The sequence below is a fragment of the Psychroflexus lacisalsi genome, assembly GCF_020164495.1.
GTDB lineage: Bacteria > Bacteroidota > Bacteroidia > Flavobacteriales > Flavobacteriaceae > Psychroflexus > Psychroflexus lacisalsi.
Map to the genome: position 1 here is coordinate 626,261 of NZ_JAIQYZ010000001.1, position 24,578 is coordinate 650,838.

The 24,578-nt window shown below is 36.5% G+C and carries 26 protein-coding genes; 13 read left to right on the forward strand and 13 right to left on the reverse strand.

Annotated elements, in window-relative coordinates:
* Positions 1 to 198: 198 nt before the first annotated feature.
* Genes LB449_RS02795 through LB449_RS02805 form a run of 3 tightly spaced genes read right to left on the reverse strand, consistent with a single transcriptional unit; the run spans position 199 to position 4,375 of the window.
* Entirely contained in the window at positions 199 to 2,559 is a 2,361-nt protein-coding gene (locus tag LB449_RS02795) for a DUF2309 domain-containing protein (RefSeq protein WP_224453540.1), read from the reverse strand.
* Positions 2,560 to 2,563: 4 nt separating this feature from the next.
* Positions 2,564 to 4,027 carry a proton-conducting transporter transmembrane domain-containing protein gene (locus LB449_RS02800; RefSeq protein WP_224453541.1) on the reverse strand — a complete coding sequence of 488 codons (1,464 nt, stop codon included), beginning with the start codon at positions 4,025 to 4,027 and terminating at the stop codon, positions 2,564 to 2,566.
* 45 nt (positions 4,028 to 4,072) lie between these two features.
* On the reverse strand, positions 4,073 to 4,375 hold the full coding sequence (locus tag LB449_RS02805; protein ID WP_224453542.1) for a hypothetical protein: 303 nt from the start codon (positions 4,373 to 4,375) through the stop codon (positions 4,073 to 4,075).
* Positions 4,376 to 4,468: 93 nt separating this feature from the next.
* Between LB449_RS02805 and LB449_RS02810 the strand changes: the two genes are divergently transcribed.
* Positions 4,469 to 5,395, forward strand: coding sequence for a LysR family transcriptional regulator (locus tag LB449_RS02810; protein WP_224453543.1), 927 nt, complete (start codon positions 4,469 to 4,471; stop codon positions 5,393 to 5,395).
* Positions 5,396 to 5,454: 59 nt separating this feature from the next.
* Positions 5,455 to 6,186 carry a flavodoxin family protein gene (locus LB449_RS02815; RefSeq protein WP_224453544.1) on the forward strand — a complete coding sequence of 244 codons (732 nt, stop codon included), beginning with the start codon at positions 5,455 to 5,457 and terminating at the stop codon, positions 6,184 to 6,186.
* A gap of 28 nt (positions 6,187 to 6,214) precedes the next feature.
* On the opposite strand, the gene LB449_RS02820 is transcribed toward LB449_RS02815, so the two are convergent.
* The 4 genes from LB449_RS02820 to LB449_RS02835 all read right to left on the reverse strand — a co-directional run bounded on the left by LB449_RS02820 (position 6,215) and on the right by LB449_RS02835 (position 9,506).
* Entirely contained in the window at positions 6,215 to 6,871 is a 657-nt protein-coding gene (locus LB449_RS02820; RefSeq protein ID WP_224453545.1) for a haloacid dehalogenase type II, read from the reverse strand.
* Between the two features lie 10 nt (positions 6,872 to 6,881).
* Positions 6,882 to 7,670 (reverse strand): SDR family NAD(P)-dependent oxidoreductase, encoded by a 789-nt coding sequence (locus tag LB449_RS02825; protein WP_224453546.1) that lies wholly within the window; start codon positions 7,668 to 7,670, stop codon positions 6,882 to 6,884.
* A gap of 370 nt (positions 7,671 to 8,040) precedes the next feature.
* Positions 8,041 to 8,874 (reverse strand): OmpA/MotB family protein, encoded by an 834-nt coding sequence (locus LB449_RS02830; RefSeq protein WP_224453547.1) that lies wholly within the window; start codon positions 8,872 to 8,874, stop codon positions 8,041 to 8,043.
* A 170-nt stretch (positions 8,875 to 9,044) separates the two neighbouring features.
* Positions 9,045 to 9,506, reverse strand: a complete 462-nt coding sequence (locus tag LB449_RS02835) for a glycosyltransferase family protein (protein WP_224453548.1) — start codon at positions 9,504 to 9,506, stop codon at positions 9,045 to 9,047.
* A 162-nt stretch (positions 9,507 to 9,668) separates the two neighbouring features.
* Here LB449_RS02835 and LB449_RS02840 point away from each other — a divergent pair, with 162 nt between their 5' ends.
* From LB449_RS02840 to LB449_RS02850, 3 genes are all read left to right on the forward strand, one after another.
* A complete protein-coding gene (locus LB449_RS02840; protein ID WP_224453549.1) occupies positions 9,669 to 10,241 on the forward strand; it encodes a T9SS type A sorting domain-containing protein in 573 nt (190 codons plus the stop codon).
* A 2-nt stretch (positions 10,242 to 10,243) separates the two neighbouring features.
* Positions 10,244 to 10,804, forward strand: a complete 561-nt coding sequence (locus LB449_RS02845) for a hypothetical protein (protein ID WP_224453550.1) — start codon at positions 10,244 to 10,246, stop codon at positions 10,802 to 10,804.
* A gap of 82 nt (positions 10,805 to 10,886) precedes the next feature.
* Positions 10,887 to 11,363: a hypothetical protein gene (locus tag LB449_RS02850; protein ID WP_224453551.1), complete on the forward strand. Its 477-nt coding sequence runs from the start codon at positions 10,887 to 10,889 to the stop codon at positions 11,361 to 11,363.
* 487 nt (positions 11,364 to 11,850) lie between these two features.
* Here LB449_RS02850 and LB449_RS02855 read toward each other — a convergent pair whose 3' ends face one another.
* A complete protein-coding gene (locus LB449_RS02855; protein ID WP_224453552.1) occupies positions 11,851 to 12,522 on the reverse strand; it encodes a TIGR04283 family arsenosugar biosynthesis glycosyltransferase in 672 nt (223 codons plus the stop codon).
* A 42-nt stretch (positions 12,523 to 12,564) separates the two neighbouring features.
* On the reverse strand, positions 12,565 to 13,065 hold the full coding sequence (locus LB449_RS02860) for a DUF456 domain-containing protein (RefSeq protein ID WP_224453553.1): 501 nt from the start codon (positions 13,063 to 13,065) through the stop codon (positions 12,565 to 12,567).
* A gap of 77 nt (positions 13,066 to 13,142) precedes the next feature.
* Between LB449_RS02860 and hemW the strand changes: the two genes are divergently transcribed.
* The 3 genes from hemW to LB449_RS02875 all read left to right on the forward strand — a co-directional run bounded on the left by hemW (position 13,143) and on the right by LB449_RS02875 (position 16,511).
* Positions 13,143 to 14,273, forward strand: a complete 1,131-nt coding sequence (gene hemW / locus LB449_RS02865) for a radical SAM family heme chaperone HemW (protein WP_224453554.1) — start codon at positions 13,143 to 13,145, stop codon at positions 14,271 to 14,273.
* A gap of 18 nt (positions 14,274 to 14,291) precedes the next feature.
* Positions 14,292 to 14,660 carry an MmcQ/YjbR family DNA-binding protein gene (locus LB449_RS02870; RefSeq protein ID WP_224453555.1) on the forward strand — a complete coding sequence of 123 codons (369 nt, stop codon included), beginning with the start codon at positions 14,292 to 14,294 and terminating at the stop codon, positions 14,658 to 14,660.
* A 78-nt stretch (positions 14,661 to 14,738) separates the two neighbouring features.
* Entirely contained in the window at positions 14,739 to 16,511 is a 1,773-nt protein-coding gene (locus LB449_RS02875) for a MutS-related protein (RefSeq protein WP_224453556.1), read from the forward strand.
* 7 nt (positions 16,512 to 16,518) lie between these two features.
* Here LB449_RS02875 and ruvC read toward each other — a convergent pair whose 3' ends face one another.
* Positions 16,519 to 17,073 (reverse strand): crossover junction endodeoxyribonuclease RuvC, encoded by a 555-nt coding sequence (gene ruvC / locus LB449_RS02880; RefSeq protein ID WP_224453557.1) that lies wholly within the window; start codon positions 17,071 to 17,073, stop codon positions 16,519 to 16,521.
* A 57-nt stretch (positions 17,074 to 17,130) separates the two neighbouring features.
* Between ruvC and LB449_RS02885 the strand changes: the two genes are divergently transcribed.
* Together LB449_RS02885 and LB449_RS02890 are read left to right on the forward strand one after the other, a co-directional pair.
* Entirely contained in the window at positions 17,131 to 18,045 is a 915-nt protein-coding gene (locus LB449_RS02885) for a lysylphosphatidylglycerol synthase domain-containing protein (RefSeq protein WP_224453558.1), read from the forward strand.
* Positions 18,042 to 19,175: a glycosyltransferase gene (locus LB449_RS02890; protein ID WP_224453559.1), complete on the forward strand. Its 1,134-nt coding sequence runs from the start codon at positions 18,042 to 18,044 to the stop codon at positions 19,173 to 19,175. Before LB449_RS02885 ends, LB449_RS02890 begins: the two co-directional genes overlap by 4 nt.
* Positions 19,176 to 19,210: 35 nt before the next feature.
* On the opposite strand, the gene LB449_RS02895 is transcribed toward LB449_RS02890, so the two are convergent.
* Both LB449_RS02895 and LB449_RS02900 read right to left on the reverse strand, forming a co-directional pair.
* On the reverse strand, positions 19,211 to 19,681 hold the full coding sequence (locus LB449_RS02895) for a hypothetical protein (RefSeq protein ID WP_224453560.1): 471 nt from the start codon (positions 19,679 to 19,681) through the stop codon (positions 19,211 to 19,213).
* Positions 19,682 to 19,694: 13 nt separating this feature from the next.
* On the reverse strand, positions 19,695 to 20,951 hold the full coding sequence (locus LB449_RS02900) for a glycosyltransferase (RefSeq protein WP_224453561.1): 1,257 nt from the start codon (positions 20,949 to 20,951) through the stop codon (positions 19,695 to 19,697).
* Between the two features lie 99 nt (positions 20,952 to 21,050).
* Here LB449_RS02900 and LB449_RS02905 point away from each other — a divergent pair, with 99 nt between their 5' ends.
* Positions 21,051 to 21,608 carry a sigma-70 family RNA polymerase sigma factor gene (locus LB449_RS02905; RefSeq protein WP_224453562.1) on the forward strand — a complete coding sequence of 186 codons (558 nt, stop codon included), beginning with the start codon at positions 21,051 to 21,053 and terminating at the stop codon, positions 21,606 to 21,608.
* Between the two features lie 3 nt (positions 21,609 to 21,611).
* Positions 21,612 to 21,860, forward strand: coding sequence for a hypothetical protein (locus LB449_RS02910; protein WP_224453563.1), 249 nt, complete (start codon positions 21,612 to 21,614; stop codon positions 21,858 to 21,860).
* On the opposite strand, the gene LB449_RS02915 is transcribed toward LB449_RS02910, so the two are convergent.
* Positions 21,855 to 23,828 (reverse strand): putative porin, encoded by a 1,974-nt coding sequence (locus LB449_RS02915; protein ID WP_224453564.1) that lies wholly within the window; start codon positions 23,826 to 23,828, stop codon positions 21,855 to 21,857. The genes LB449_RS02910 and LB449_RS02915 overlap by 6 nt on opposite strands.
* Positions 23,829 to 23,941: 113 nt before the next feature.
* Here LB449_RS02915 and LB449_RS02920 point away from each other — a divergent pair, with 113 nt between their 5' ends.
* The gene (locus LB449_RS02920; RefSeq protein ID WP_224454426.1) at positions 23,942 to 24,541 is read left to right on the forward strand and encodes a ribonuclease HII; all 600 of its coding nucleotides are present in this window, start codon (positions 23,942 to 23,944) and stop codon (positions 24,539 to 24,541) included.
* The last annotated feature ends 37 nt before the right edge of the window (positions 24,542 to 24,578 follow it).

A 24,578-nucleotide genomic window follows, 5' to 3' on the forward strand; every position in this document is an offset into this window, starting at 1 on the left:
GAGTGAAATAAATATTTCAGTTTTTTGGGTCATTTAAAATTCTCAGATTTAAAGCATTGAGGTTTGTTTTGGCAAATCTGCGAAATTGATATCCTTTTTATAGTAAAAAAGTGGTGGGAATTCTCAAGAATTCCCACCACAATGGACTAACTAACAAATGATTAAACTTTGGATAAAGTTTTTAATTGATGTTAATATCTATCGAATAGTCTGTAATTGGTTTTCAGCAACTTTTTCTGAAGCTTCCCAATGTAAGTTTTGCTCATACTTCATGATCTTATTAGAATCAGTAGGATCTATCACCAGTAAATAAATCCATTCGTTATCCAGTAAAGATCTGAGGTTTTCATTTTTCTTTAAAATGGAAGTTATCCTATCTTTTGGAGCCTGAATGTAAACCGACAACCTCAAAGGCTTGTGATAGGCTTTTTGATCGGTTTCGTTGATTGACTGCAAAGGTAATCCTCGTTTCAAATCACCACCATTTCCTTGCATGACTCCAAATCTTCCTGTGACATTATGAGTGATTTTTGTGCCTCCGCCATAATTATCGTTATCTACAGATGAGAAGTAGTAATGGTTGTTAATCCATTGCGTCACCACCATTGGCCCTTGCATGATACCTTCCAAAGCTTTTCCTTCTGTATCCATTTCCCAATCGTAAGAATGAAGGAAACAATTTCCATCCAAGTTGATGCTTTTAGATAAAGATCGTGGTCCAACGATAAATCCGGCATTTTTAGCAAGTCCCCATTCAGGCCTGGTTTCAGACCAGTCGTTTGTTTTTTTATAGGCCGCTTTTATGCTGCTATTTGAATCTCCTAGACGTTCAGTTATTGCTGAGTGCTGGGCTTTTAGAAGATTTCCCTTCAGTTTTGATAATTGATCTTTATGCGACGTAGGCAATTCAGAGTCGAATATGACGATCTCATCCGTGGTGGTGTTATGCTCCGCTCCCAGGAAGAATGTAGAATCTGGTATAAGGACATTCTGTTCTTTTAAAGCTTCTCTCACTTCGGGTTGGTTTGCCAGTTTGGCTAACATTCGGGCATTATGTCTTCCGGGACTGGCTGCGCATGCACCACAATCTAAACTGGATCCAAAAGGATTGTTCGCAGAATGACTACCATGACCTACGAAAAGAATCAATGGCGAAAAGGTTTTCCAACCGGTCAAATCGAAGGCAGATTTTACGATAGCTGTTTTTTCTCCCAGACTTATACCTTCGATAGCAGATGAATTGTTGATGGATTGTATATCTGGATTACAGCTTCCCTCGAAAGATTTTTTTTCTTTCTTTTTAGAATTATAAAGTCGGTCTGGCATGAGTGTTCTTAGAAAAAGGGAAACGCCATAAAAGAAACCCGAACCTTCCACGTAGCCAAATGCTGAAGGTAGCATGTGTTTCATACGTTTCAGGAAGTAATGCGTAAATTTTTCTCTTTCCTGGCGTCTGTGGTAGTTGTCTATTTCTTCCTGGTTTTCATTTTTGGCTTTTTCGGATACTTTATATGCCGAAGCTAAAATGGGTGGACATGATTTTTTGACAATCCCATCACTTAAATTTTCGTAATCCATAGCAATTCCAAAAAAGCCAGCATATCCAAAAGTCTCATAATCCCCTTTGGATTCCACATGTCGTCGAATCAATTCTGATCTTGTATCGATACAAAATACCAGTTGAGCTTCAGGAGTCTTAGCTTTGGTTGTAGATGTGGAAGTATTGTCAGAAGTTTCAAGAATAGTATTTAGTTCTTTGGATAACTTGTTTTGCCATGTTTTTTCCCATGCTTTTAACCACAGGTATTGAAGGTCACTTTTTTCATTTTTTACTGAATGATTTATCTCGGTGTTTAAGAGTTTGAAATCAAGATTATTAGCTATTGAAAGTCTTACAGCTAGATAATCTTCCAAAGTAATTTTGAATTTATTTTGCCATTCTGAATTTGTTTCTGCTCTATATTTGATGTAGCCCGTCCATCCTGGTAGGGCAGATAAATGCTGCTCCAGAATTTTTACTTGTTCTTCTTCAGTATAATTATTTAATAATTCCTCCAAAGCTTCAAGATTTTCTTCAGGTAAAGCAACTAAAGCTTTTAAGTTGAATTCCTGATCGTAACGAACTAGGGCTCTCCAGGCTTTATAAAATCCTTTTTCTTTATTGGGCATACTCCATTCAGCAAGCCCTTCATCCATAAAAGTCATCAGCCATTTAATGACAAGTCTATCAACTTCATGATGAGGATTTTTTGATTCTGTAATTTGAGATTCCATCTGAGAGAGACTCTCTTCAGCTGAAAAATTTATTCCATTTTTTTTGAAAAGATCACTCAATTCCTGCTCATCAATTTCTCCCTGATGCCATGCATTTCTGAAGGTAGATACGCCTGGGAGAAGATGTCCACCAACTAGTTGCTCCGCCTCTGTAGTGGCTTGCTTAAAATGCCTGTTTTCATAACCAGTCAGCGGGTTTGAGGTTACAAAAGCATATAGTGGCCATGTTTTGCCAATCACATGAGATGTAGAATCAATCTTTTGTAGAATGGTGTCTCGTTTCATAAATCTATTTTTTGTAGTAATGAATAGTTTTTTTGTAAGGCTGTGATAAATTCAAAAGCTTAACATAGAGCCAAGGCGATTTGCGATATACGCCAAGTTTCATGATAAAAAATCCAATCAAAAAGATAATTCCAAAGACCACTTGAAGCGTATCCAGAGTTTGTGGAGCCTGAATCATCGGCATCTCAGACATTAGATGTGTGATGCCATTGAAAAGAACTGCGTAAACACTTATTCCTATACTAAAGAGAAGGGCAGAAACCCCAATTTTTTCTATATAGGCAAGACTTTGCTCTTTTACAATATTGTAAGTAGCCTGCCCAACGGTTATAGCAACTATAAGCGTAAGGAAGATACTGCTATCGGTCATGCTGGTTTTTCCGGTTAAATAAGAGAATAAAAAAGCCCCCAAAACTCCAAAGATGGCAACAGCTAACGCTTGCAAAACTGTTATTTTGAGACGTGGCGATTCTTGTGGTGAACTTTGTGAGATTTGCTCACCAGAGGATAGAAATAAGTAAGCTTTATAAAACCCATGTAAAATGAGGTGAGCTACTGCTGCATTAAAAAACCCTAAACCGCATTGCATGATCATAAAACCCATTTGTGCAATAGTCGAACAGGCGAGTTTGTGTTTTACATTCACCTGTATCAACTTCTGAAATTGAGCTAGAATTGCAGTAATTCCGCCTATTATAAACAAAATCCAAAGCGTGTTGGAAAGAATGATCAGGGGAGCAAATAGGGTGAGCAATAAGCCTGAACCGTTGACAAATCCAGCATGCATAAGAGCAGATGCAGGAGTCGGTGAAGTCATCGCTGAGAGCAGCCACTTATGAAAGGGGAAAATTGCAGATTGAATGATGGCGGCGATGATTATTAGTAAGCAAGAAAGAATTAGCATGGAAGAATTAAATTCACTTGTGGCCATCAATCCTTGTAATGTAAATTGACCGCTATCATAGCAGAGCAAGAGAATACCAACAGCCAATACCATAGTTCCTGATATAAAATACCTAAGCGAAAACTTTTCTGCTTGTCTTGCTTCTCCCCAATTTTTATGAACGCCAATCAGTTTTGACATAAAATAACCCATGGCTAACCACGAAATTAATAGGGCTGCAATGTGATTTGACATCACAAAAAGCATGACAGAGAAGGTGAAACCGATACTTAAAAGCGAAAAACGTTTTTGGTATCGAAAACCTGCGAGGTAATTTTTAGAATAACTACTCACTATTGAACTGAAGAACAGAACGGCCGTCCAGATGAGAAGTGTAAATCCGTTAATTCTAAAAATGTCTAAGTAGTCCCAATTGGGAAGATATATCTGATAATAAGTTAAGGCTGAAATGCATATAACGAGTAAAAACCAATGGATTGGAGCAGAGATTCGAGAAAGTAGAGAGATCGATTGGTTCTGCTCATGAGTTTGGCTTTCATTTGCAGATAGAGTATAACTTTCCATAGTTGAATTTTAAAGATTGAGATTAAAACGAGAATGCAATGAAGTCTAGTCGATAGGCTTCAAAGTCAAAACTCCATCGATGCTCAGTTTTTTACCTTCCTTTTTGATAGTAGTGAGATAGTGATCAATTGCTTTCTTCTCGTCTTCTAATTCTTGAATTCTCTGGATGTAAGGTTTTGGGTCTTTATTGTGATCTTGTTCCCAGTGTTGCAAATTTTCGATTTTGTGGTAGTTGATTTTTTGATCGATCAAGGCATGAAGAATATCTGAAGCTTGAGATGGAGTAAATTCACCCTCTACTAATTTTACCTTTTTGTCCTTGATTGTAAAAGTTTGATTTGTTTCCATTGTTAAATATTATTTTGATTTATGACGCAAATATTATAATTTAGATTCATAAATTTTTATTTATATACTTTATACAAAGCATTAAAAAATATTATGAATTACACTTTACATCAATTGATCATATTTTCAGAAATAGCAAATTCAAAAAGTATTACAAGAACAGCAGAAAAACTCCACTTAACTCAGCCAGCTGTTTCCATACAATTAAAAAATTTTCAGGACCAGTTTTCAATTCCACTTACTGAAGTTGTTGGGCGCCAGCTTTATGTGACAGATTTTGGAAACGAAATCGCAGCAGCAGCTAAAAAAATTCTCGATGAAGTAGAAGCTATCAACTACAAAACCAACGCCTTTAAAGGAAAGTTGTCAGGTAGAATAAAAATATCAATTGCTTCTACAGGAAAATATGTCATGCCATATTTCTTAACAGAATTCATGAATATTCACAGCGGTGTGGACCTGGTTATGGATGTCACAAATAAAACAAAAGTGATAAGGAGCTTGGAAAAGAATGAAGTTGATTTTGCTCTTATTTCTGTGTTGCCTAAAAAATTAAAAGTTAATTCTGTGGAACTTATGCGAAACGAACTTTTTTTGGTGGGCGGAAAGCAAATAACTCCAGAGCAGCTAGCGGAAGGGGAACATTTACTTACCAAACTTCCTTTATTATATAGGGAAGAGGGTTCTGCAACACGTAACGCCATGGAAACCTTTATTCAAAAAAATGGTTTTCAAATAAGAAAGAAAATTCAGTTGACGTCAAATGAGGCTGTAAAGCAAGCCGTCATTGCTGGATTGGGTATTTCAATAATGCCACTCATTGGTATAAAAAATGAACTTAAAGCAAAAGACCTTCAGATTATCCCTATTGAGAGTCTGCCCATTTCAAGCATGTGGCAGGTAACTTGGCTTTCCTCAAAAAAATTAAATCCTGTGGCAACGGCTTTTTTAGATCATTTGAAGATTGAGAAGAATAAAATAGCAAAGAAGTATTTTGCCTGGACTGAGGCCTACCGTTGATATGTTGTAATTAATCAATTAGATAACGACTATAATATTATAATTCTTAAACTTTGCTTATGAACAATACTTTCAATGACTTAAAAGCAGTATTTCTTAATTGTACGCTTAAAAAATCTCCTCAGGAGAGTCACACTAGATCTCTAATGGATGTGTCTGCTAACATCATGAAGAAGGAGGGAGTAGAAGTAGAGATAATAAGGCCTGTAGATTATAATTTGCCTGTTGGAGTTCAACCAGACATGTCTGAGCATGGAGAAGATTGTGATGATTGGCCTGGGCTTTACGATAAAATCATAAATGCAGATATTTTGGTATTGGGATCACCAATTTGGCTTGGAGAGCGTTCTTCTATTGCTTCAAAAGTCATAGAACGATTATATGCTATGAGTGGGCATCACAATGATAAAGGTCAATATGTGTACTATGGAAAAGCTGGAGGTTGTATCATTACAGGAAACGAAGATGGTGTGAAGCATTGTGCTATGGGAATGTTATACGCATTACAGCATTTAGGTTACAGCATTCCGCCACAATCTGATGCAGGTTGGATTGGCGAAGTAGGACCAGGGCCAAGTTATGGCGACAAAGAATGGGATGGTGAAAAATTTGATAAGCCTAAAGGATTTGATTCAAGCTTTACCAACAGGAACACAACTTTCATGACTTATAATCTTTTGCATTTAGCCAAAATGCTAGAAGACCAGGGAGGGTACCCTGCCTACGGAAATTCAAGAAAGGACTGGGATGCAGGTACCCGTTGGAATTTTGAAAATCCAGAATATAGATAATTCAATTTGACATCACGACATTTCAAAATCAATTCGGTATCAAATCCGTTAGATTCTTTACACTTAGTGATGGTTTTTCAGTATTAGGATACAAATATTTACCATTTCTTTCTATGAAAGCAGTTTGCAAACCTGCTTGTTGAGCGCCAACAATATCCCAAGCATGAGCAGCAACTAGCATGGCGTTTTTGGGGTCGCAATTTTCTTTTTTAAGAACATAGTTGTAAGTCTCCGGATGTGGTTTGAATTTCTTAACGGATTCTACGCTGTATAATGAATCAAAATAAAAGTCTAGGCCAGAATAGTTCATTTGCTTCTCTAAAGTACTTTTTCCCCCGTTGGTAAGTGCAACCAACCTGAATCCTTTCTTTTTTAAGTTCACTAAGCCTTCTAAAACGTCAGGATGAGGTTGAAGCTGAGTAATAATAGAAAGCGTAGTCTTTATTTCTTTTTCTGAAATTGATTTCGAGAAACTTTGGGCAGTCATCTCTAAAGTTGCAGCCCCGATTTCACCAAAATCTGAATAGCTACCTGTTAAAGTTTCTACCATGGCAAATTGTATCAGTTTTGGAAACCATTGATCAAAACCTTCTGATGACCCGAGCAACTGATTGATGGATTCTTTCAAGGGAGAAAGGTCAAGTATAGTTTCATTGATATCAAAAATAAGAAGTTGAGGTTTCATGATCTTAGTTTTACATAGCTCTATGAAACTCTGTTTTATCGCGGTATGATTCGTAGCGTTCTTTTGCTATTTCATCCATTTCAAGAGGTCTATTGATGTTTGTGTCTATGTCCTTTAAGCGTTGTTCACCTCCTAAAATCACATCGATATTTTTGCTTAGTAATCCTTCTATCGACTTTTTGGCTACCAACTCCGCACTATCCATGTTTTCAATTTTGGAGGTAATCATCATATCTGTATCGGTGGCAGTAGGGTAGACTGTCATGACATGTATGTTTTCAAATATGAGTTCTCTCCGCATAGCTTCAGAAAAATGTTTAACCCCTGCTTTGGTCGCAGCATATACTGAGTAAAAAGGTTTAGCAATATATCCTAGTCCAGAAGAAATATTCATCAGTCCAGCTTCTTCACTTTTGAGAAGCAAGGGCAAAGCCTTTTTAGTCAATAAAATAAGACCTGTAAGGTTGATGTTGATTTGATTGATAATGTCTGCATCAGAAATAGTTTGTAGAGACCCTGTGCTTATTACTCCCGCATTATTAATCAACAAATCGATATGATCCCATCTGGTGCTGACGGTCTTAATGATACGCTCGACATCTTCGAGTTGAGAAACATCGGCAGCGATAAGAATAAATTCAGCTTGCGGAAAATCTACCTTAAGCTTTTCTAGTTTGTCCTGACGTCTTCCTACCACTGCAAATTCTTTTACACCCTGCAAAATCAATTCGTGGATGAGAGCTTTTCCTATACCAGCGCTTCCGCCAGTAATGAGTACTTTTTTATGACTAAGATTCATGAGCATTGATTTTGATGATTATACTAATTTAAGCTTATAATGTCGCCATAAATCGTTTAACTGAAACGAATTCGGCACCTGCTTTTTTCGCTTGTTTTTTATTAAAAAACCTGTGCTGAGCTACGTCGTAGTATAATTCAATTTATTTATACGGCATTATAAAAATAATTCGGTAATAAAGATAAGCGGAAGTTCCTAGCCAGTTCTGCATAGGTCTGTCTTTCACGTTTATTTAACCTGCTGATTTTTATTTAGACTTAACGTAAAACTATCTTCTTTAAAAGTATAAGCCTTAAAAAACCTTCAGCATAAAAAAAGCCCTGAATTCATCAGGGCTTTTTAAAAATTATTTTGAATAGCTTATTCGATATTAGTCATCACCTAACATAGCAAAAAACTTATCTAGATTTGGCATAATCACGATTTGTGTTCTTCTGTTTTTTGCCATATTGTCTTTAGTACTGTTTGGTACTAAAGGATCATAACTAGATCTCCCAGCGACAATCAACTGCTCGGAAGCGACTCCAAATTTATCTTCAAGTCGTCTCACAATTGCAGCACTTCTTCTAGCACTAAGATCCCAGTTATCTACAATATAACTATCCTTTTTTACAGTTCTACTGTCGGTGTGTCCTTCTACCAAAACTTCTAGGGAAGGCTCAGACTTTACAACTTCTGCAATTCTGGATAGGATTTCGTCTGCATCACTCCCAACTCTAAAGCTGCTGTCACCAAAAAGTAGGTTGTCGTCAATATTGATTTTCACCATAGTTTCTTCAATGGAAACGTTGAGGTCATCCCCAGACTCTCCCATATTTTTAGAAATGTTGTGAGCAATAGCAATGTTCAACGAATCTTTTAAAGACTTAGCACCTGCGAGTTTAGCAGCAGGAACGTCTTTTAAAGTTTTTCGCATTGCAGCTTTGTTCTTTTCAGATAGGACTAAGCTTTCGTTTGGCACTTGCACCATCATTCCTTCTTTCTCTGAACTTAAGGAGGCTATTTTGTTATTGTAACGCTCCACGCGCATTTCAATCTGCTCCATTTGATTTTCCAGATCTTCTTTTTCTACACGCGTTTGCATGAGCTCAGATTTCGTCTCATCCAAATTACCCTCTAGTTCTGTATATTTCTTTTTGGATACACAGCTAGCAAGAATAGCAGATAGACTCACGGCCAAAAATAATGTTCTTTTTTTCATCATAGTTTTATTTAAGTTGACGTAAATAACGGCATTTTGCTAAAACATGTTGTCATGTGATACTTAGTATTTTGTTAAAATTAGTGAATAAAATCTAAAAGCATACAGTTATAAGCCTTTCTATACGAGGGTTTAAGGCCTGCCTTTGAAAAATAAATATCCTATATTTTATTTCAATTTTTGGACGAGATGTTATCAGGATAGTATTTTTTTAAGCGTTTTGGTGAAACACCTAGTTTGAAAAGCATCACCAAAAGAAAGTCAACGGTGATTTGAAAAATGAGCCCATTCTTTTGAAAACGTCGGCCGGAAGTGACCACGGCTAGCTTAGACTTTTTAAAACGGCCTTCACGCCTTAGCCGATGTTGAATCTCGACATCTTCCATAAAGGGAATAGGTTTAAAACCATTGATGGTATCAAAAACACGTTTCTCAATAAACAGGGCATGGTCACCATAAGTGAAAAACTCAAGGTTCCATCGACTGAACCAAGTGTAGATTTTAAAAATAGGATTTGGGTCGTCCACAACTAGTCGGAAACTGCCACCCACCGTATCCTTAGCTTTACAAAGTTCACAGATAGAGGCGTAGGCCTCCTTGGGGAGAAAGGTATCCGCATGAAGAAACCACTCCAAAAAGCATTGAACTCTTAGCTGAAATTCAAGATCTGCTGCAGGAACAGAAAAAGTCTTAGAGCTTGAGATTTAACTTTTTAAATATACTGAATCAGTTTGAACCCGATTATATTAATTATTTGTTAATCTAACATTTTATTAAACATAATTAAATAAATTTAATTGCCAAAAATTAGCCATTATGAAAATACCTCAGGAATGTTCACTGCTATGATAGAATGTGGTGAACCAAGATACAGTTATAAATGGGAGCGTTCGACTAATGGACTTAATTGGGCTACAGTTGGTACAGGTTATACATACAATTATTATCAACCCCCTGGAATGAACGGGAATTTCAGCTTTACGATCAGGCTTACCGTAACCGATGATGGAAATACGATAGTTACAAGTCACCAAACCATAATGGCGGTAGATCCGTATAACTCAGATTTTCAATGCGCACCTGGTGATGGCGGTGACCCTACATTATTAAAGAGCTTTACAGTATACCCAAATCCTACATCTACAAGCCAAAGATTATCTCTTGTATTCGACGAAAATTCAAAGAAAAAACCTATTCAAATCAATTTGATTGATCAAAACGGTAGAGCCTTACAAACTAAAGAACTTAAACAAGCTACATCTTACGAAGAACAATTTACTTTAGGACAAACGTTTTCTTCTGGATTGTTTTATATGCAAGTCTACTTCGACGACGGCTCTTCAGAATCACAAACCATTCTAATAAAATAACTATGAAGAAATTTATTTTTATTTTCGTATTTATTTTATTTTCTTGTTCTAATGATGATGATGAAGTTATGTTTTATGATTCACCAAGTCCTTTTGATTATGGCTGGGTTAATGCTGAAAAGAATGGAGCGAACTGGGAGGCCCATTCTTGGGCAACCGATAGAAGAAGGGACGAGGTCTGGAGTTATTTTAGTCTTGTTTTTACATTATATAATCAAGATGGATTCATACTTGAACTCTTTAGTATAGAGGGAATTCCAAAAGAGGAAGGAACGTATAATATAACTAATGATCCAGAGTTTAGAGTAGTCGAACATGCTAAAGGGTATTATAGTACACTTATTGAAGATGGTCATATTATGTGTGACTCCTATAACGTAGATGAATCCTTTCTGGATATAAACAAAATTGCAGTATCAGAATTTAAAGAAGAAACTGGTGAAATATGGGGTAGCTTCAATGTAGAGTTAAAAAAAATAGATATCACTAACTGCGATCCCGATGCTCCAGGCATCATCAGCTTTACCAATGCAGAGTTTTATGCAAAAATTATTAATCAGTAGAACTAGATGCAGAGGTTGTCCTTAAAGGAGTTTTCTTTGAAAACGGCTCTTCAGAATTACAAACCATTTCAATAAAAAAACTATGAAGAAACTAATTTTTTTAATATGTATGATTCCAATTTTGAATGGCTGTTCTAGCACAAATGATGATAACGATGAAATTGACTGCGCCCTCATTGATATTGCAATTCCCTCTTTATATGTAAAGATAATTGATTCTACAAACGCAAATCTAATCGAAAACGGAACCATATATCCAGACAAAATAGAGGTAGATGGTAATTTTCAAAATCCAAGTTTTCGATTTATTCCAGAAAGTGTATCTGTAGATCCTGAGTTTTTTAACACTCTAAACTTATTCATCCCAAATGCAACCAATTTTCAATACACCTTACATTTGGATGATCTGGAAACTATCGTCATAGATTTTACAGCAGAACGAATTAGTTTTATTTGTGATGTCACTTATTATGAGCCTAGCAAAGCTATTATCAATAACCTTGAGGTTGAGTTGATAGAAGTAAAACCACTAAGGTATATGGTTGTTGTGAAAATATAGTACAAGCACTACAACATATGATTTATGGGTGAAGTTTTGTCGAATCGATTATTTAGTTTTTTAGAAAATTAAACACTATTTTGAAATGCTAAGGCTTTTTTTAAATCGCCATAAAGCACACACGAAAATTATGACCGTTAAAATATGAAGTAGTTTGAACCTAAGGAATGGCAAAATGGAGATTAAAGCCTCAAATCCTAAATCCCAAAAAAAAATGAACTTCTAGCTGAAATTCGAGACCTGTTGAAGAAACAGAAAAAGTCTTAGAACTTACAGTTGCTGTATGTGTTGTTAAAATTGTTTTTGAAGTCTCTACTTCAGAAGTTTTAAATTCTGTCCCTGTATAACAAATTGATATTAAACCGTTATCATATGGATGTTTTTAAAAATGAGCTTCTGGTGCATGGCTTCAGAAAGATTGGTATTAGGCAGTTTTTTCAAATAAAAAATCAACTTATTGCATATTGGTGTCAGAAGAAGTTGAGGCTTAATCCGGATAGTATTTTTTTAAGCGTTTTGGTGAAACACCTAGTTTGAAAAGCATCACCAAAAGAAAGTCTACAGTAATTTGAAAAATGAGCCCATTCTTTTGAAAACGTCGGCCGGAAGTGACCACGGCTAGCTTAGACTTTTTAAAACGGCCTTCACGCCTTAGCCGATGTTGAATCTCGACATCTTCCATAAAGGGAATAGGTTTAAAACCATGGATGGTTTCAAAAACTTGTTTCTCAATAAACAGGGCATGGTCACCATAAGTGAAAAACTCAAGGTTCCATCGACTGAACCAAGTGTAGATTTTAAAAATAGGATTTGGGTCGTCCACAACTAGTCGGAAACTGCCACCCACCGTATCCTTAGCTTTACAAAGTTCACAGATAGAAGCGAAGGCCTCCTTGGGGAGAAAGGTATCCGCATGAAGAAATACCAAGATGTCTCCTTGTGAGTGTCTAGCCCCTAAATTCATTTGTAAGGCTCGACCTTTTGGAGCGCATAAACGCTTCACCTCAGGAAAGTCTTTTACGATTTCTAAAGTTCGATCACTACTCCCCCCATCAATCACAAGGATTTCAAAATTTCCCTTTAATTTTAAAGTATGCGTTAGGGTTTTTGCTATATGTGTTTCTTCGTTAAGGGTAGGTATGATGATACTAATAAGCATAAGGCAACAGGCTTCTTGGCGTTAAGCGAACTTAGATCAAATTCAGAATAAAACAGCTCTATACTGAATGAGTTTGTACATAAAAATCACAAAAAACGATAAACTTGCCATTAGCTCCAAAACCGTAGACGTTAAAAAGCCTAGAAAAGATCCTAGTGCTGCTTTTAAAGCGGGCTGACTTGCCTTTTTGGCAAAAATCACTTCACCTAGATAAGCCCCAACAAAGGGACCGATGAGAATTCCTAAAGGAATAGGAGCAAGGAGGCCTACCACAAGTCCAACCCCTGCACCATACATCCCAAATTTACTACCTCCTAGCTTTTTTGTCCCTAGAATAGGAATGATATAGTCAAGGATTAAAATGACCAACGTGATTGCCAGTGTGATCCAAAGCAGACTGGAACTCACTTCAACTTCGGGAACCCAGAATAATAATAAAATCCCCAACCAGCTGATGATTAATCCGGGAACTACAGGAAGAACACTGCCTACCAGGCCAACAAGGCAACAGATAAACCCTAGGCTAACTAAAAGTATACTCATCGTGAAATTCTGTAAAATTGAACTTAAAACTAAAGAATTAGCTCCACTAATCCCGTATTTTTGTCAAAACTATTGAAATGAGTTCACTTTATATTCATATTCCCTTTTGCAAACAAGCTTGTCATTACTGTGATTTTCACTTTTCGACTACCTTAAAGCACAAGTCTAAGCTGGTGAGGGCGATTTGCAAAGAACTCATCTTGCGGAAAACCGAACTCCCAGCAGCAGTAGAAAATATTTATTTTGGAGGAGGGACGCCTAGCTTATTATCACAAGAGGATTTAGACCTTATTTTTGAAACTATTTATGCGCATTATGAGGTTGTTGAGCAGCCTGAAATTACGCTGGAGGCCAATCCAGACGACTTAGATCTGGAGTACCTACAGATGTTGTACAAAACCAAAGTTAACAGGTTGAGTATTGGAGTGCAGTCCTTTTTTGAAGTGGATTTAAAATTGATGAACAGAGCTCACACTGCTGAAGAAGCTGAATCTTCTATTTTGCTGGCTAAACGGTTTTTTGATAATATCTCTATCGACCTGATTTACGGTATTCCAGATATGAACGAAGAACGGTGGAAAGAAAATCTGGCAAAAGCTATAGAACTTGACATTCCCCATATTTCCAGTTATGCGTTAACGGTGGAGCCCAATACTGCTTTGAAACATTTTATAGATAAAGAAATCATTCCGCCTGTAGACGATGACTTGGCCAAATCACATTTTGATATTTTGGTAGAAACCATGGAACAAAATGATTTTGAAAATTATGAATTTTCGAACTTTGGAAAAACTGGCTACTATTCTCAGAATAACACTGCTTATTGGACGGGAAAATTCTATTTGGGTATTGGTCCTTCAGCACATAGTCATGTCAACTCCACAAGAAGCTGGAATATCAACAACAATCCCAAATACATCAAAGCTATAATAGCTGGAGAATTACCAGCAGAGCGCGAAGAATTGTCGTTGACCGACCGCTATAACGAATACATCATGACAGGTCTTAGAACCAAGTGGGGCGTCAATGTGAAAGCGGTTGAGACCGAATTTGGCCTAAACTATGCTGCCTACCTTATGGACCAGATTCAAGATTACCAGAAACAGGGATTGTTGGCGCTAAATGGGGATATGCTGAATGTTACAGCCGAAGGAAAATTTCTTTCAGACGGCATTGCATCAGAACTATTTATGTTGAATTTGAAGTAGTAAATTGAAATTGTTGATATGAATATCGAAGAATTCAGAACGTACTGCCTAAGCAAACCAGAAGCGACTGAAGACTTTCCTTTTGAGGAGGATACAATCGTCTTTAAAGTCAGAGGAAAATTATTTGCCCTCACTTCTTTGAAAAAATGGGAGGCTGGCGACCACAGTATCAATCTGAAATGCGACCCCGAGAAAGCCATAGAGTACCGAGAGAAATATCCAGATGAGGTTTTTCCAGGGTATCACATGAACAAAAAGCATTGGAATACGGTGGTTGTCGATGGACCACAACTCTTTCCAAAATTCATTCAGCACCTCATCAATCATAGTTATGAATTGGTGGTGAGCAAAATGCCAAAATCCCAGCGGCAAGGTCTGCTTCCCTGATTGAATTCAATAAACTTCATCATTTCATAGCGGCAGATAATTCAATAACTCTATTTTTGTAGCTTAATTTTTATGCATATGCCAACGCCAGGATCTATTTATTCTGAATTTATTACAAGATATACCAAAGATTTAAAAGCGATAAAAACTCAATTATTCTGGTCGAGTATGTTGAGGTTAGCCGTTTTTGTGGCTATTGCCTTATCGGTTTACTTGTTTTGGTCATCCACAAGAATCGTCATTGGTTCCATAATAATTGGAATTGTATTGTTTTTAATTTTAGTCACCAGACACTCTAAAATCCAGTATAAAAAAGCCAAACTGAAAGCTTTACTTCAGCTCAACGAAACTGAGCTAAACGTCTTAAAAAGAGAATTCTCCGATTTGCCGGCTGGAGATCAATATAAAAATCAAGAGCATGAGTACAGTCAAGATATCGATATTTTTGGAAAACACTCATTCTTTCAGTATCTGAATAGAACAGCTTTAAAAGAAGGTGAGGAAAATTTAGCTTCCAAACTCACCTCCAATTCTATTGATCATATCGAGCTTCGGCAAAACGCTATCAAGGAATTGGCGGAAAAAGTGGAGTTGAGACAAAACTTCACAGCAGATGCTATTTTGGTCGATACCGAAACCAAAGCCAGCAGTATCGTTAATTGGATTACTCAGTATAAAACGTTTGTCCCAAAATGGATGTCTTGGTTTCCAGCCTTGTTTTCAATAGTATCTCTTGTAGTAATCACAGCTTATTTCTTCAATTTTATCACAGGTGCTCAATTGTTGCTTTGTTTTATAATTGGACTAGGTATTACAGGTGCTTTTTTAAAACGCATCAATAAATTATCCAGTCATGTGAGCCAGGCGCAAAGCACCTTTCAGCAATACTTCAAACTTTTAAAATTAATAGAAGATGCTGAGTTTACTTCAGAATTACTTCAAAATTATCAAAATCAGATACACTCGGATTCAGCGAAAGCAAGTCAGATTCTAAAAACACTTTCTAAGCATATTGATGGTTTAGATCAACGTAACAATATTTTACTGGGAATTGTCCTCAACGGATTTATGCTACGCGATTTAACGCAATCTCTCAAAATTGAGAAATGGATTACAGCTCACGCCAGTCAAGTACAAAACTGGTTTGAAATCATCGCTGAAGTTGATGCTTTTAACAGTTTAGCCAACTTTCATTTTAATCATCCTAATTATGTGTTTCCAGAAATAAAAGAAAGCGGAAGTTTCACCAAAACCAAAGGTGCTGTTCACCCGCTTATTGATCCAGAAGATGCGGTGAGAAATGATTTTGAAATCAAAGATAATCACTTTTTCATCATCACTGGAGCAAATATGGCTGGGAAAAGTACGTTTCTAAGAACCGTTTCATTGCAAATCGTAATGTCCAATGTTGGCCTTCCCGTTTGTGCCACATCTTCTGAGTATGTGCCGACAAAACTCATCACTAGCATGCGAACGGTGGATTCTCTTGCCGATGAAGCCTCTTACTTTTTTGCTGAATTAACGCGACTCAAATATATTGTTGATCAAATTCAAACCGACAAATATTTCATCGTCCTGGATGAGATATTAAAAGGTACCAATTCCACTGATAAAGCCATCGGTTCCAGGAAATTTGTGGAGCGCTTGGTCAAAGCCAATGCTATTGGTATTATCGCGACTCATGACTTGAGTTTATGCGAAGTTGCGGATGACTTGCCACAAGTTCAAAACTATTATTTCGATGCTGAAATCATCGATGACGAATTGAATTTCGATTACACTTTAAAGAAAGGTGTTTGTAAAAATATGAATGCTTCTTTCTTACTGAAGAAAATGGATATTGTGGAGTAGAAACTTCTTACTTCTTTACTCGCTTTTCGTTCTTTTTTACGAATGCATCCCAACCTGTGTAAGATGCTCCAATATCAGGTTTTCCGCTGTTGTAAAAATGGCATACTGCCGCTGCTAAACCGTCGGTGGAGTCGAGGTTTTTAGGGAGCTCTTTTATTTTGAGCATCTGCTGCAGCATTTTGGCTACCTGCTCTTTACTGGCGTTTCCGTTGCCCGTAATCGCCATTTTAATTTTTTTAGGAAGGTATTCGGTGATAGGAATTTCCCTGGATAAGCCAGCCGCCATGGCTACTCCTTGAGCACGGCCTAATTTTAACATGGACTGAACATTTTTCCCAAAAAACGGCGCTTCAATCGCGATTTCATCGGGGTGGTAGGTGTCTATCAATTCGATGGTGCGCTCAAAAATCATTTTTAATTTAGTGTAGTGGTCATCGTATTTTTTCAGCATCAATTCATTGAGCTGGACAAATTTCATTTTTTTGTTCACAATCTCAATGACTCCAAATCCCATGATCGTAGTTCCTGGATCAATGCCTAATATGATTCTTTCTGTCGCCAATAGCTTATTTATTTGTTATTTTGTAGGATGCAGTTACCTCACAAAACTAAGCAATTCTTGAGTTTAGCCGTCAAACTTTTGGTGGTAAGTCTAAGTTTTGTGGTTATTTATGATGCGTTTCAGGACCTCAATTGGAATTTGTTGCAATTCATTTCTAATAATTCTCACCTGAGTCAACTTCTGTTTTCAGGCTTATTTTTTTCTCTTCTGAATTGGTTACTAGAAACTTTAAAGTGGAAAACTTTAATTCATGACCACAAGTCTATTCAGTTTCTGGGAGCTTTTTCGGAAACTTTGAGAGCGCATGCGGTCAGCATTATTACACCAAATAAGATTGGTGAATTTGGTGCCAAAGCCAGCTTTTATCCAAAACAAATGCGAAAGCTGGTCTTAAAACAAACCCTTACAGGACAGCTGTACCAACTAGTCGCAACATGTTTTTTTGGAATTTTAGGCTTTGGAGTGCTGTTTCCTGAATTGTCCTCTTCCTTGAAATTCTCTATCAGTACCGCTTTAGTAATGGTATTTATTTTAGGAGTAGTGTTCTCTTTGACCAAGAGCTCTTATAAGTGGTTTAAAAAGCTGAAGAGCTATTTTATTTCTTTGTCAATTTTATCGAATACTACTAACACAAAAGCCTTGTTGCTTTCGGTTTTGAGATACCTAACCTTTAGCCATCAGTTCTACTTTCTGCTCTACTTTTTCCAACCAGAATTGGGTTATCTGGAAGTGATGCCTGTTTTGTTTGTGATTTATCTAGTGAGTTCAATTGTGCCAACGTTTTTACTTTTGGATGTGACTTTGAAGACAAGCCTTAGTCTCGTTTTACTCGATGGAATCATTTCTTCTGAAATTGTGCTTATGGTGAATTTAATGATGTGGATCTTCAATTTTGGACTTCCAGCATTTGTAGGGAATCTCCTGATTTTATCACCAAAACAAAGTTCACTACAACCTAAAAAAGCCTTATGAGTTGGCTTGTAGTGTTCTATTTCATCTTAGGCTTGTACGTCTTATATATCCTTAGTTTGACTTTGGGTTTATCAAAACTTAAGTCTACAGATCTTAAACTACAGAATCAACTCAAAACTAAGTTTTCTGTGGTTATCCCTATGAGAAATGAAGCCGAAAATTTACCGGCATTATTTCAGTCGATTTCAGAATTGTCGTATCCTAAAAATTTATTCGAAATTATTTTAGTGGATGACGACTCCCAGGACGCTTCATGGAAATTTGCTAGAGAGTTCCAAGCTCGCTATCGAGATATTAAAATCTGCCTTTTATCAATTTCAGAAGAAAAGTATACGCCTAAAAAGAATGCAATTTGTACGGCGATTCGTAAGTCTTCTTTTTCGTATATTTTGACGACTGATGCGGATGTGATTTTACCAGAGAACTGGCTGAAGAGCCTTGATGCTAAGCTGCAAAGCACTGGAGCAGATATAATAGCTGGTGGAGTAGTAGTGACAAAAAAATCTTCATTTCTGTCTCACTATCAGCATTTTGACATGTTGAGTTTACAGCTTTTTGGTTTAGGAAGTTTTGCTCAAAAGTATCCTGTGGTGTGCAACGGTGCTAATTTGTGTTTCAGGAAATCAGCATACCTGGAAGCTGATGTGAATCGCGGAAAAGAAAATATTGCAAGCGGTGATGATGTATTTACGCTGCAGAAATTCAAGCAACTTGGCTTTAAAATTGACTTTTTAACCGATTCTCAAAGTGTTGTTTGGACTCAAGCTTTGGAATCCTTTGAGGGCTTGTGGCAGCAGCGTAGGCGATGGGCAAGCAAAACAGCTTCTGTAGAGAGCTGGTATTTGAAATCAGTTGGAATTTTGGTAACGCTGATGCAGTTGACCTTGATTTTAAGCTTAATTCTTTGGTTTTGGGAGTCCGCTTTTTTTGGATTTTTGATCAATGCTTTTCTGTTAAAATTTTTCGTGGATGGCTGGAGTTTGACTAGAATGGTAAAGATTCAGAATCTAGGATTTTGCTGGACAGATTTTTTGAAAGTCAGCTTGGTATATCCATTTTTTACATTGTTTTTTTCCTTGACAAGTTTTTTTGGAAAATTTGAATGGAAGGGAAGACGGTTTCAGAAATAATAAAAGAGGCACAAAACCCCAAAAGGGCTTATTTTTTACTTTAAAATAATTGGTAACTGTGTATGTAAAGAAACTGGAACACTTCTTTTTTGAGCAGGATACATTTCAGGTAATTCAGAAATAGCTTTTTTTAGTACTTCTCTGAGCTGAGGATTTTGGGAGTCGATTTTATCTGGAATTCTAATCTCTTCAATATTTAAAGCACCTTCTGCAGTTATAAAAAATTTTATGACTAAGGTATCCTGAGTTGAGCTTGTTGTCGAGATTTGATGCGAAGCTAAATAGTCATTTATTGTCTTTTTAATTTTTGATTCAAAACAAGTCTTGCTCTCCGCTTTGGAAGTTATTGTTCCGCAATTTTGAAATGTAGGATAAAAATCGACTTCGTTCCAATTGATGGATTTCATCTCTTTTTCCAAAATCTGATCTGCAGATTGTTTTTTCAGATCAAAATCTTTGCAAGAGACGAGCAATAAGATGGATAAAAACCAAAACCAAGACTTCATAAAGTAAATGTAATCAAATGCTTTCTTTTGCGGAGTCTTTGTTTTTGGATTCTATCCATAAAGACATGTATTTGGTGCTTTGGGTGCTATGGTGCATTAAAATTTGTCCTACGAAGTTTTGTTGCCGATGCAAGTTCAGGTCTTGCTCTAGTTTTTTTAAGCGTTTGAAGAAATTGGCTGCAAAGACTTTCCTTTGAAATCGTTTATTGATAATATTGAATCCGTTGCGCTGTGCGATTTTCCAACGTTTTGGCATGCTGTAAAGTAAAATGGCCTGCTTGGCAATTTCTTCGGCAGAGTTGGCAATTTCCCCACACCAAGGGAGGTCGCCGCATAAACCTTCTGCGCCAACAGTGGTTGTAACGGACGGCGTTCCTGCCTGCATCGCATCTATAAATTTGCCTTTTAGGCCAGCACCAAACCGTAAAGGGCCTAACAAAACTTTAGCTTGTTTGATTGCATCTATAGCATTTGGAGCTCTGCCTTTAATTAGAAAACCTTGCTTTACATTGTGGAGTTGCTCTACCTTTTGAGAAGTGTAAGCCCCATAAACATGAAGTTCTGCTTCTGGTAATTCTTTTTTGATAAGTGGCCAGATCTCTTCTTTCAAGAATAAAGTTTTGTCCCAGTTGGGTGCATGCAGAAAATTACCAATGCTTATGAAATGCTGACGAGTGTCAAAATTTGGTAGGTTCTCTGTATCCTTATCCTTTAAAGGTTTTAAAAGAAATGGTAAATACAGCAATAAATTTATATTGACTTGAAATTGGTTCACCAAAATTTCCATTTCGGATTTGGAGATGATTAAGCTTAGATCAGATCGCAAAATAGAAGCTATTTCACGTTTTGCAATGTCTGTGTATAGGTACTTTTTTTTAAAGACTTTTTTGTCTTTATAGGCTTGTTGTCTTGCTTTTCTTAAGAAATGTAAATCTTCGGTATCCAAAATTCTCATCGCTTCAGGACACTGTTCTGCGATTCTCCAGCCAAATTGCTCTTCCATCATAAACCGATCAAAAAGTACATGTGTAGGCTGTTCTTCTTTTAAAAACTCATCAAAACTAGAATCGTTGACCTGAATTTGTTTTTGAGTAATCCCGAGATGTTCCAGGTTTTCAGCATTTTCAGAAAATTTGGCTGGTGAGGTATAAATCACTTCAAATTTTTTCTTCAAAAACAAATCTATAAGCTGCATCATACGTCCTCCAGCTGCAGAAGAATTAGGCTCTGGCCATATAAATCCGATAATCAATAATTTGGAGTTACTCATAGGTTTAGATTTCGATATTCTACGAAAATCGGAATTAAAGCTTGTTATATGAAAATTGTTATGATTATTTTTCAATACTTTTGAATAAAATGGTAAAGAATGGATAAAGTAATTCTACAACCTGAACTTTGGGTAGAAAAATACGGGGATTACTTTTTTTACTTCACGCTTTCAAAAGTTAGTGATAGAGAAGTGGCGAAAGATATTGTGTCTGAAACATTCCTAGCTGGGCTAAAATCCAAAGCTAATTTTGAAGGTAGATCTTCAGAAAAAACTTGGTTAACTTCTATTCTGAATAGAAAAATTATAGACCATTACCGAAAAATAAATTCAAATAAAGGTAAAGCTGAAGTCAAAATGGATTACAGCAAACAGGATCAAGAAGGAGCTTGGTTAGAAGAGCAAGTTTCTGATACCGAGTCTGCATCTGCAGATTTTTCTATGGAGAATGAAGAACTGGGGCAAGCGATTCTATCTTGTCTGGAAACCATTAATCCCAAGCATGCCGAAATCTTCAAGATGAAAACCATGCAGGATTATGACAATGATGTCATTTGTAATGAAATGGGAGTTACTTCGTCTAATTTATGGGTGATTATCCATAGAGCAAGAATAGCTTTAGCTTCTTGTTTGGATAATTCTTGGTTCAAAAAATAAACTATGAGAGATAAGAAATTTGAGAATTTACCTAAATCTTGTCAAAAGGTTGCGGAATACAGCGATAAACAACAGTATTCTGAAGCGACATTCTGGGGAAAATTGAAGGTTCAAATTCACATTTTATACTGTAAACACTGTCATACATATCATCTTAAAAATGAAGAATTGACAGAGTTAATGAAAAAGCATCAGTTTAAGTTATTGTCAAAATCAGAAAAAGAAGAAATGAAGAACAGGTTGTCATTATAAAAAGAAATTCCAGACCAATCCAAATCGAATGGCAAAGTCTCTGTACGGTTGTCTTGGTGCCGAAAAATTCGTATTACCTTGAATTAGGGTCGTGAAGTTTTCAAGCTTAAAATAAATACGGGCTTCTCTTATTTTCGCGTTTACAAAGAAATCTGCGGTATAAAAACTTTGTAGCTCCTGAAAATCCTGAATGGCAAATTCTGAAAGAATAGGATCATAAGCTTTGCTCATAAAGCTAGTGAAATAATTAAATGTAAACCCTGTCTGAAGATATAGGGCTTTGTCAAATAGAAAATTATCGTAAAAAAGTGAATTTCTGGTCACAAATTCTGGGACTGGAAATACAGACTCACCTTCTAGCACATTTTGATACATGACTGTATTTGCCAAATTGAAGTGGCTGTACTTGAAATCTTTTTCAGCTTTTACCTTGAGATAACGAATTTGAAGATCGGTTTGAAGTGGTCTTACCAGACTGTCTGTTGCAGAGCCTTCAGGTGCTTCTTCAAATCCAAAATAAGCATGATTGTCTATTTGAGTGAATGAAGCGGAAACTCTTCCATAAACTTCAGACTTTGCCTCAACTCCAAGATTCTGAGTGTTGACGTTGTCAAAATCTGGATTATACCAGTTATAGTTCTCGTAATCACTTTGATTCAGAATCCAGTTGAAATTGGGAGCGGTTGAGCTTAAATCCAATCTCGCAAAAAATTGAAGTGAATCTGAAATTTTGGTACTCGCTTTACCATGGACTTCATATCCTCCATCGTAATCTCCAGTAATATTATATAGCGCTTTACCCTCAAGCTTGAATCCTTTATAAGTTTTTAAATATGTCCCTCCCAGGCTAATGACATCTGTTTCAAGACGATTGGGGATACTGTTTTCATCAAAAATTAAAGTTGAGTTATACCCATAATTCAGATTGGAGTGTTTAGCCATAAAACCGATACGACCCAGGTACTTTTGATAATAGGATAGTACCATTGTGTTTGAAACATTCTGGTATTCAACCTCCTTATTTAAGTCGGAGTTTTCGAAAGGTGTTCCAAAAAATTGTGGTGTCGAGTTGGCCTGAGTAAATGAGTATTCTTTATCCGTAAAATCCATGATGTGATTTAAACGAATTTGCCCGTTTTGCGTAGAATCATTTCCTGGTCTGATGTTGTAATATTGATTCAGATAAAACCGCTTAGCATCCATTTTGTTTTCTGCATCTCTAAGTCTTACTTCAGCAGAAGCTCTATTTTGGATTTCTTCAATCTCTTCTATAAACTGTTGATTAGCTCGATCTGTCAAACCACCATTTTCTTGATTTAAGATGTCTTGCGTAACAAAATGAGATCTTACAAAATAGCGATTGTTTTTTGTTCTATAATTAAGACCAATCCTGAGGTTTCCCGTACTTGTCAGTTCTCTTTGATAATTCCCCAATGATCTTAATCCTTTATAAGCGATAGAAACGTTAAGATTTGGCTTCAAATTGGTTGTAAACGTAGCATCTAAATTTTGCCCTTGCTGTAATACAGTTCTGAAGTAGAGCTCAGTCAAAGGCGTAGGAACTTCGTAATAAGGAATATCTTCCACTTCCAAATAAAAAAAATGTTTTGCTCTTGCTCCAAAACGAGGTAGAGCCTGCAAATCATCAAACGAATACCCTAATTCTGTAAAAGGCCTGCCAATATTGGAAAAAGGCAATAGTTCAAAATCATCCTTTCTTAAATAATTATAAGCGTAATCTTTTCTTATGCTGAGTGTGGTATCTACATAAGTGGTGTCATTTTCGATACTAATGATCTTATAATCAGAAATTGGGGGTTTATCCCGGTCACTTTTTACTGATGTTGTTTTTTCTCTGGCATTTATACCTTCAGTGTTTTTAGGTGTTTCAGTTCCGCTAAGCGTTCTTTGAGCCACTGAAAAAGTAGAAAATAAAATTATAAAGATTAAAGTGAGTACCGACTTCATTAGCAATTTAAAAGCGTGAGCAAAAGTATCATTTTTAGTTTACTTAAGTTTTAATGTTATTGTGAAATCAATTTAGAATTTCAGAATTCATATTTTTGTTGCTGAATTTGATGATGCTACAACTTAACTATCAAGATAAATACTTAGAGTGTGGAACAGATGAAGCAGGTCGTGGCTGTCTGGCTGGGCCAGTGACAGCTGCTGCTGTCATTTTACCAAAAGAGTTTCAGAATGAAATTCTCAATGATTCTAAGCTTCTTACTTCCAAGAAACGTGAGCTCTTGGAAGTTATTTTAAAAGAATCTTCAGTAAGTTTTGGCGTAGCAAACATATTTATGGAGACTATCGACGAGATAAATATTTTAAACGCGTCAATTTCGGCTATGCATTCTTCCATTGAACAGCTCAATCCTCAACCCGAAATGATTTTGGTAGATGGCAACCGATTTAAGCCCTACAAGAAAACTCTACACGAGTGTATTATCAAGGGAGATTCAAAATTTTTAAGCATTGCTGCTGCTTCTGTTTTGGCCAAGACCGCCAGAGATGCTTTTATGAAAAAGATCGATAAAGAATTCCCTATGTACGGTTGGGCCCAAAACAAGGGATATCCTACCAAAGCTCACCGAAAAGCCATAGAAAAATATGGAATTACCAAATACCACAGAAAAAGCTTTAAGTTGTTACCAGACCAATTGGGATTAAAATTATAAACCGAGACATTTTCTTGTTTAAATCCTAATTTTCAAC

Bases quoted from the DNA above. Each gene is read 5' to 3' on its own strand.
- LB449_RS02795 (WP_224453540.1), bottom strand. From the start codon at position 2,559: ATGAAACGAGACACCATTCTACAAAAGATTGATTCTACATCTCATGTG.
- LB449_RS02800 (WP_224453541.1), bottom strand. From the start codon at position 4,027: ATGGAAAGTTATACTCTATCTGCAAATGAAAGCCAAACTCATGAGCAG.
- LB449_RS02805 (WP_224453542.1), bottom strand. From the start codon at position 4,375: ATGGAAACAAATCAAACTTTTACAATCAAGGACAAAAAGGTAAAATTA.
- LB449_RS02810 (WP_224453543.1), top strand. From the start codon at position 4,469: ATGAATTACACTTTACATCAATTGATCATATTTTCAGAAATAGCAAAT.
- LB449_RS02815 (WP_224453544.1), top strand. From the start codon at position 5,455: ATGAACAATACTTTCAATGACTTAAAAGCAGTATTTCTTAATTGTACG.
- LB449_RS02820 (WP_224453545.1), bottom strand. From the start codon at position 6,871: ATGAAACCTCAACTTCTTATTTTTGATATCAATGAAACTATACTTGAC.
- LB449_RS02825 (WP_224453546.1), bottom strand. From the start codon at position 7,670: ATGAATCTTAGTCATAAAAAAGTACTCATTACTGGCGGAAGCGCTGGT.
- LB449_RS02830 (WP_224453547.1), bottom strand. From the start codon at position 8,874: ATGATGAAAAAAAGAACATTATTTTTGGCCGTGAGTCTATCTGCTATT.
- LB449_RS02845 (WP_224453550.1), top strand. From the start codon at position 10,244: ATGAAGAAATTTATTTTTATTTTCGTATTTATTTTATTTTCTTGTTCT.
- LB449_RS02850 (WP_224453551.1), top strand. From the start codon at position 10,887: ATGAAGAAACTAATTTTTTTAATATGTATGATTCCAATTTTGAATGGC.
- LB449_RS02855 (WP_224453552.1), bottom strand. From the start codon at position 12,522: ATGCTTATTAGTATCATCATACCTACCCTTAACGAAGAAACACATATA.
- LB449_RS02860 (WP_224453553.1), bottom strand. From the start codon at position 13,065: ATGAGTATACTTTTAGTTAGCCTAGGGTTTATCTGTTGCCTTGTTGGC.
- hemW (WP_224453554.1), top strand. From the start codon at position 13,143: ATGAGTTCACTTTATATTCATATTCCCTTTTGCAAACAAGCTTGTCAT.
- LB449_RS02870 (WP_224453555.1), top strand. From the start codon at position 14,292: ATGAATATCGAAGAATTCAGAACGTACTGCCTAAGCAAACCAGAAGCG.
- LB449_RS02875 (WP_224453556.1), top strand. From the start codon at position 14,739: ATGCCAACGCCAGGATCTATTTATTCTGAATTTATTACAAGATATACC.
- LB449_RS02890 (WP_224453559.1), top strand. From the start codon at position 18,042: ATGAGTTGGCTTGTAGTGTTCTATTTCATCTTAGGCTTGTACGTCTTA.
- LB449_RS02895 (WP_224453560.1), bottom strand. From the start codon at position 19,681: ATGAAGTCTTGGTTTTGGTTTTTATCCATCTTATTGCTCGTCTCTTGC.
- LB449_RS02900 (WP_224453561.1), bottom strand. From the start codon at position 20,951: ATGAGTAACTCCAAATTATTGATTATCGGATTTATATGGCCAGAGCCT.
- LB449_RS02905 (WP_224453562.1), top strand. From the start codon at position 21,051: ATGGATAAAGTAATTCTACAACCTGAACTTTGGGTAGAAAAATACGGG.
- LB449_RS02910 (WP_224453563.1), top strand. From the start codon at position 21,612: ATGAGAGATAAGAAATTTGAGAATTTACCTAAATCTTGTCAAAAGGTT.
- LB449_RS02915 (WP_224453564.1), bottom strand. From the start codon at position 23,828: ATGAAGTCGGTACTCACTTTAATCTTTATAATTTTATTTTCTACTTTT.
- LB449_RS02920 (WP_224454426.1), top strand. From the start codon at position 23,942: ATGCTACAACTTAACTATCAAGATAAATACTTAGAGTGTGGAACAGAT.